The sequence below is a fragment of the Microbacterium sp. CH1 genome (assembly GCF_001595495.1).
Taxonomy (GTDB): Bacteria; Actinomycetota; Actinomycetes; order Actinomycetales; family Microbacteriaceae; genus Microbacterium.
This window is the reverse complement of sequence record NZ_LOSO01000021.1, coordinates 22,255-28,254: the sequence shown is the minus strand read 5'-3', so window position 1 is coordinate 28,254 and position 6,000 is coordinate 22,255. Positions and strand designations below refer to the sequence as shown.

8 protein-coding genes are annotated in these 6,000 nt (G+C 66.7%); 1 reads left to right on the top strand and 7 read right to left on the bottom strand.

Features of this window, described 5'->3' with window-relative positions:
- Positions 1-207: 207 nt before the first annotated feature.
- Complete coding sequence (locus tag AUV07_RS17430) at positions 208-615, bottom strand: AMP-binding enzyme (protein ID WP_005050745.1); 408 nt, start codon at positions 613-615, stop codon at positions 208-210.
- A gap of 159 nt (positions 616-774) precedes the next feature.
- On the bottom strand, positions 775-999 hold the full coding sequence (locus tag AUV07_RS17865) for a hypothetical protein (protein ID WP_039712023.1): 225 nt from the start codon (positions 997-999) through the stop codon (positions 775-777).
- Here AUV07_RS17865 and AUV07_RS14880 point away from each other — a divergent pair.
- Positions 986-2,071, top strand: a complete 1,086-nt coding sequence (locus AUV07_RS14880) for an SAM-dependent methyltransferase (RefSeq protein ID WP_039712022.1) — start codon at positions 986-988, stop codon at positions 2,069-2,071. The genes AUV07_RS17865 and AUV07_RS14880 overlap by 14 nt on opposite strands.
- Before the next feature lie 268 nt (positions 2,072-2,339).
- Here the strand turns inward: AUV07_RS14880 and AUV07_RS14875 are convergent, their stop codons facing one another.
- From AUV07_RS14875 to AUV07_RS14855, 5 genes are all read right to left on the bottom strand, one after another.
- Complete coding sequence (locus AUV07_RS14875; protein ID WP_005050749.1) at positions 2,340-2,765, bottom strand: hypothetical protein; 426 nt, start codon at positions 2,763-2,765, stop codon at positions 2,340-2,342.
- Positions 2,766-2,800: 35 nt separating this feature from the next.
- On the bottom strand, positions 2,801-3,202 hold the full coding sequence (locus AUV07_RS14870; RefSeq protein WP_005050751.1) for a hypothetical protein: 402 nt from the start codon (positions 3,200-3,202) through the stop codon (positions 2,801-2,803).
- Entirely contained in the window at positions 3,199-4,023 is an 825-nt protein-coding gene (locus AUV07_RS14865; RefSeq protein ID WP_047801722.1) for a hypothetical protein, read from the bottom strand. Before AUV07_RS14865 ends, AUV07_RS14870 begins: the two co-directional genes overlap by 4 nt.
- Entirely contained in the window at positions 4,023-5,651 is a 1,629-nt protein-coding gene (locus AUV07_RS14860) for a hypothetical protein (protein WP_005050756.1), read from the bottom strand. Before AUV07_RS14860 ends, AUV07_RS14865 begins: the two co-directional genes overlap by 1 nt.
- A gap of 100 nt (positions 5,652-5,751) precedes the next feature.
- Positions 5,752-5,988: a hypothetical protein gene (locus AUV07_RS14855; RefSeq protein ID WP_043340519.1), complete on the bottom strand. Its 237-nt coding sequence runs from the start codon at positions 5,986-5,988 to the stop codon at positions 5,752-5,754.
- Between the last annotated feature and the right edge of the window lie 12 nt (positions 5,989-6,000).

Below are 6,000 nucleotides of genomic sequence, written 5' to 3'. Positions count from 1 at the left end.
GGCAGGCCCGTCCACTGACTCCGGACGCCCTCACCGGTGCAATCCCGACGGCCGGTCCCGCGCGCCCGCGGTGGTGGACGGCGATTTTAGTGTGGATCGCGCTGGTACCGCCTGCCATGTTCAACGCCTACTTCATCGCTCCGCTCCTGACCGGCCTGCCGCCGTACCTCCAGATCCTATGTACGACGCCACTGACCGTCGCGTGCGTCATCTGGGTGATGTTGCCTCTATTGCACGCGCTCGAGGAGAGCATCCGCCACTGGCTCGCGTGGCGGCGCGGGCGCTGAGCGTCTGCCCCATTAGGCGCTGTCGCGGCGGGCAAAGCCCTCTCCGCTCCCTCTTGTCAATCTTGCCTACCTTGGTGAGGGGCATGTCGTCGACGGCGATCAGCCGCTCGGGGTGCTTATGCTTAGCCACCCCGGCGGACTCCATGGCGGCGCGGATCCGTTCGAGCCCGAGCGGGCCGCCCTCCTTGAGACTCACGTAGACGCATACCCGCTCGCTGAACACGGGGTCGAGCATCGCGACGGCGGCCGCTAGATCGAAGCTGTCATAGCGGTAGACGAGGTCCTCCACCTCTTCGCACGAAATCTTCTCGCTGCCTCGGTTGATCATGTCGAGATGTAGCCATCCTCGGTGAAGGACCGCGCGTTCGTCTCAGGTGCGCGGTAGCATCCGCGCGGGGTGTAGCGGATCGGTTTCCTGCTCGAGCATAGATCGACGGCTCATCAGATGCCTCCAGAGTTCTTTTCGTCGGTTATGTCGGTGTGGTGATCAGCGGCGGCGCTGGCGCTTGCCGCCCCAGAACGCGCGGACTGCCATGGTGATCGCTTCGTCTTTGGTGAGGCGATCACCACGGGCCGCGGCTTCGTCGCGTGCCTGGTTGATGTACTCGAAGACGTCCGGAGGTAGTCGGAAGGTCGCGGGGTGTTTTTCGATGCGCTGGACATTGTACGGGCCGCGCTTCTTGCCGGTGCGGGGCGACGTGTCACACCCCAATCAGGGCGGCTTCGACGTCGTCATCGGCAACCCACCCTACGTCAACCGGCGCGAGCTCAGCTACCGCATCACCGGCTTCGAGACAGACAACGTCGACGACATCTACGCCTCCTGCTGCGAGCGCTCGGCGCAGATCACGCGCCCGGATGGCCGGCTCAGCCTGATCGTTCCCATCCGCAGCCAGTTCGCCGATCGCGACGAGTCACTGCGGAAGTTCTACGAGCGGCGGTTCGATGCGATCTGGGTGAGCACCTTCCAGGAACGCCCGGCTGCCCTGTTCCAGGTGAAGGTGCGCAGCACGATCATCACCGCCGCCGGGTATGGCAGCGTCTCCGAGCTGCACACGACGCTCACCCACAGCTGGATCGAGGCGTTCCGTCCGCATCTGATGGCGACACTGCGGTATTCGCTTCGGCCCGCCGGCTCGCGGACCCCGAACTGGATGCGCGCCAGCAGCGACGCGATGTTCGAGCTGATCGACACGCTGCTTGCGAAGGGCACGATCTCCTCGACGCCGCTTGTCCGTGTGAGCGACTACTCCGTCGGTTTCAAGAAGACCGCCACGTACTTCCTGAGCACGTACACGGTGCCGCCGGTCACCTACGACAAGACCACGCACGCCACGGTGCCCCTCAACGAGGGGAAGCTGTTCGTTCAGAACCGGAAGGACCAGCTCGCGGCCAGCGCGATCGCGGCGTCGCGGCTGGCGTTCCTGTGGTGGACGTTCACGGGCGACTGCTTCAACGTCACCAAGGGCACGATGTCGCAGATCCCATTCTCCCCGCACGCTTACGGGCAGGACACGTTCGATGCTCTGGTGGAGCTCGGCGAGAGGATCGAGGAGGCGCTGCCGGCCGTGCGCTCCTGGGATCTCAACTCCGGGAAGTACGTGGGCGGGTACGCGATCCCCGAACTGCGTCATCTCACCGGTCAGGCCGACGAGATCATGCTGGAGGCGATCGGCCGCATCGATCTGCTGCCGGAGATCCAGTACGCCCACGCCCGGATGTACAAGAGCACCGGGATTTCCGCGACGACACTGCGAAAGTTGCCGTTCGAGGTCGAGGTGTGACGCGCGACATCCGCACGGGTCCTTTGCCCTCGAGCGACTGCGATCGTTCGTCCGGGTCAGGATCCTCTGAGTGATGGATATGACAGGTAGGCGCTACCGGATGAGTTGACCCATCTCCCAGTCGCCGAGAGGGATCGTCCGACAAGTTCTGTCAGCGGTCCAAGCGGGACGGTGGCGGTCAGGTTGATCATCGCCGCACAGCATAGAACGCGTTCTCGAACTCGATGGGCGGGACGACACACCGACAGCGGTGGGGTGCCTACCCTTCTCAGGCGGAGTCACGGAGCGAGGTGACAAGCTCCGCGGGGAGGGCAAAGACCTTCTCGAGCAACGGGAGAAGGTCCCGGACTGCCTCGAGGTGCTGCTCTTCGGTCAGATCGTCGATCGCCGGAGGCTCGTCGCCAGTCCAGCCGATCGCTTCCGCCACGATCGTCAGGGACCAGGAGTCCCACCTGAGCCGCCCCTCGGATCGCAGCTGCTCCCGGAACTGACCGAGCACGCCCACGGGCTGAAACGCATTGCGATCGCGCGCGAGCTCGTCGCGAACGTACAACATCGCCGTTTCGAAACCGAGCAGGAACGTGTGCACTCGCTCGAACGTGACGGGCTGCCCGATATACATTCCGGATCGCTTCACGAATGCCTCGGCGATCGAGTAGACCGGCAACTCGGCCGGCCCGTTAGTTTCACTCATCTCGACTTCCCTGCCAGCAGCTCAGGAGACGGTCATTACCCGCGGCGCCGTTTGCGGCCCCAGTAGGCGCGAAGCGCAACGGTGACGATCTCGTCCTTGGTGAGGCGGTCGCCGCGGCTGGCTGCATCCTGCTTGGCCCAGTCCATCAGTTCAAGCGCGTCGTCGGGGAGACGGATCGAGACGGGCTTCTTCTGGACGTAGACGACGTTGTAGGGCCCCCGCTTCTTCTTCGCCGGCGGTGGCGTCTCCGCCTCGGCCGACTCAGGAGGCGTCGCGCTCGCCGCTGCCGGCTTCTGGCTTGCGCGAGGTGCGCGTGCGGGTGCTTCGGACGTCGCTGCCTGGTCGACGTCGCTGGTGACTTCCTCAGCGGGGGGCGCGGCCTTGCGTGCGCGGGGCTTCGCTGCAGCTGTGGGCTTCTTCGGGGCGGCCATGGTCACTGACCACCTCCTCGGTTTCCACGGCGGCGAGCGCGGCGCTCCTCGATGCGCCGCTTCTCTTCCATGCTGATGAGCTCCGCCGGCGACAGCGAGCGGGGGCGGCGAGTGCGGCCGCGCTCGGCCTGCCTCTGGTACTCGGTCGTCTTGGCCGTGCTGACGACGTTGAGGGTGACGCCGGTGATGGTGTCGCGGCTGGTGTCGAGGTTCACGTATCGGTTCTTCGACTCTTCGCGGAACCAGCCGAGGGCGTCGCCGCCGTTCTCGTGGATGCGCTTGAGCATCGTCGAGGCGTTGTACGAGTTGACCTCCATCACGCGGCCGTTGGAGAAGGTCAGGTGGGCGGTGATCTGCTTCTGCTTGTCGTGGGACTGGCCCTTGGCGGCGTTGCGGACCTGCTTGATCAGTTCGGCGTTCGCCTGCTCGCGGCCCTTCGCGGTGCGGCCCTTGGGGATGCGCATCTCGATGTACCGGTCGCCCCCGGTGGCGTATGCCACGTCGACGCGCAGCCGACCACCCTGGCGACCCTCAACGTAGGTGCCGCTGAGGTCTTCGGGGATGACGGGCTTGGCGCCGGCCTTGCCTCGCACGGGGGCGATCGAGCCGTCCTTGCGCCGGCGCCGCGGCGGGACGTGGGTGAGGCGTCCGGTGTCAGCGAGCTCCTGGAGCGCCTGGCGGTAGAGGGCGCCGCTGGTTTCGCCGTTGAGGATCTTGCGGACCATTCGAGGCGAGCGGTGCAGCTCCTCGGCGATCTCGGCCGTGCTGATGCCCTTGCGCCGCAGATCGCGGATGAGGTCTTGGGCGGTGCGCTGCTGGTCAGCCATCAGCCCTTCTCCTCTGCCTGCTCGAGCGCCTTGGCGATGCCGGCCCGCTCGGCACGTGCTTTCAGCGCGTCACGCTGCCGCAGCGTCTCCGGCGTGATGAAGGATCCGTTGAGGTAGCCCTGCAGGCGCAGGCGCCCGGTCTTGCCGTCGTCGCCGCCGCCGATGAACCGGTCCGGCAGGGACCACGCCGGCAGCTTGGTCGTGTAGATCGCATCACCCTGGATGCCGATGAGCGTCGAGGGGTCGACCGTGAGAGCACCGGAGGTGTAGCCGCCGAGGGAGCTGGGGCCGTGGAGGACGCGAGCGCGTGCGCGACCCCAGACCTGGGCGGCGAGCTCCGGGTGGTAGAAGCTTCGGGTGCGGTCGTTCGGGCGCGACGGGATGCGATAGATCCAGAGGTTGCCCTGTCGCAGCATCTTGGCCCTGTACTCGGGCGGGACGTCATCGGGCGACGCGGCGACGCGGGTCTCGTCGCGGCCCGCGGCGGCGAATGCACCGATCGAGTGCAGCATGATGTTCCGCAGCGCGGCGAGCACAGCGCGGCGCAGGTCCGGGTGCATCTCGTCCTGCAGCTGGACTCGCTCGCGGGCGCGCGTCATGCGCTCGGTGAAGGTGTCTAGAGGCTTGGCCTTGCGGAACACCACGGCCTCGTGAGGGCGGATCTCCCACCCGTGCTTGAGGGCGACGTGGATCTCGCTGCCGTCGGCCCAGGTGTCGTGCACCGCTCCGGGCCGGTTCGGATAGAACCAGCCTTCGCGAACGTCCAGGTGCTTCACACCGAGCAGGCCAACGTGGTTCCAGCCCTGAGGGACGCGGAACCGCACGTGGAAGCGGGCGCGCGCGTAGGGGTCTTGCTCGAGCAGCTCGTACGCGGCGGCCTGGTTCAGCCGGATCGCGGGGCCGATACCGAGCTCGCGCCCGACGCCGGCGAACATGAACCGGCCGTCGACGTAGGCGAACTCGCTGATCTTCTTCGTCTTGGCCGGGTCGATCAGCGGGACGCAGTCCTCGTGCTTGGCGAACGACTCCCCCGCGACCAGGTGGTCGTAGTGGTGCAGGCCCGAGGTGAAGTGGATCTCCTGGGCGATGTCGTCTTCGACCGGCACGGGGTTGATGTTCTTCGGCAGCGACAGCGCCCACAGGTTCGTTCCGGTGGCGGCAGGGCTGTTGAACAGGCGCGCGTTCTCGTCGGCGTGGCGAATGATCGACGCGGTGACGTTCCAGGCCAGACGAGCCTGGGCAGGGGTCAGCGGCCCGTCGCCGAACCACTCCTCCGCGGTGCGGACTTCGATCTTGAAGCCGGTGACCGCGTGCTCGAACCGACCGGTGGGCGGGCCGTTGTTGACCCAGTGGGCTCCGGGCTTCCAGTTCGGGGTCTGGACGTACAGCCAGTGCCGCACGCCAGGCGCAGGCTCGGGGCGCTTCCCGGTCAGCATGATGCGGTTAGCGCCGTACGAGGCAGCCGTGTCGAGCAGGTCCGTCAGGTTGGGGTTCTTGCGGCGCTCGCCGATGACGGGGCGAACGGGCGTGCCGGCGTCGGTGACGCCTTGCCCGGTGGTCTGGTCGACCCAGATCGTGGGCACGTCCTTCGGCGTCCACGGCTTGGGTCGGTAGTTCAGCTCGTCCATCTCACCCCCTCATTCGTCAGGTTATATTAGTCAAGAGTGCTTGAAAATTGCAATCAGATTTCGCAGTCGACGGGCGCTCCATGAAGGTCTGGCGGGGTCGCTAGGACGCGAGGCGGCCGCCGTAAGAGCGCCCGCGTCCGTGGTAGGACTTCTGCGCCTTCCGCAGCCCTTCCTCGGTCATCCCCAGCAGGAGGGCGATCTCTCGCTGGGTCAGCTCGGCCGCGCGCGCCTCGTCGACGACTTTGCCGCGGCGTTCGCGCAGCTCGTCCGCTTGCGCGAGCTGCTGGCCGATGCGACGGAGCTCCTCACGGATGGCGTCCGCGTCCTTGTTAGCCATGCGCCCCAGCAT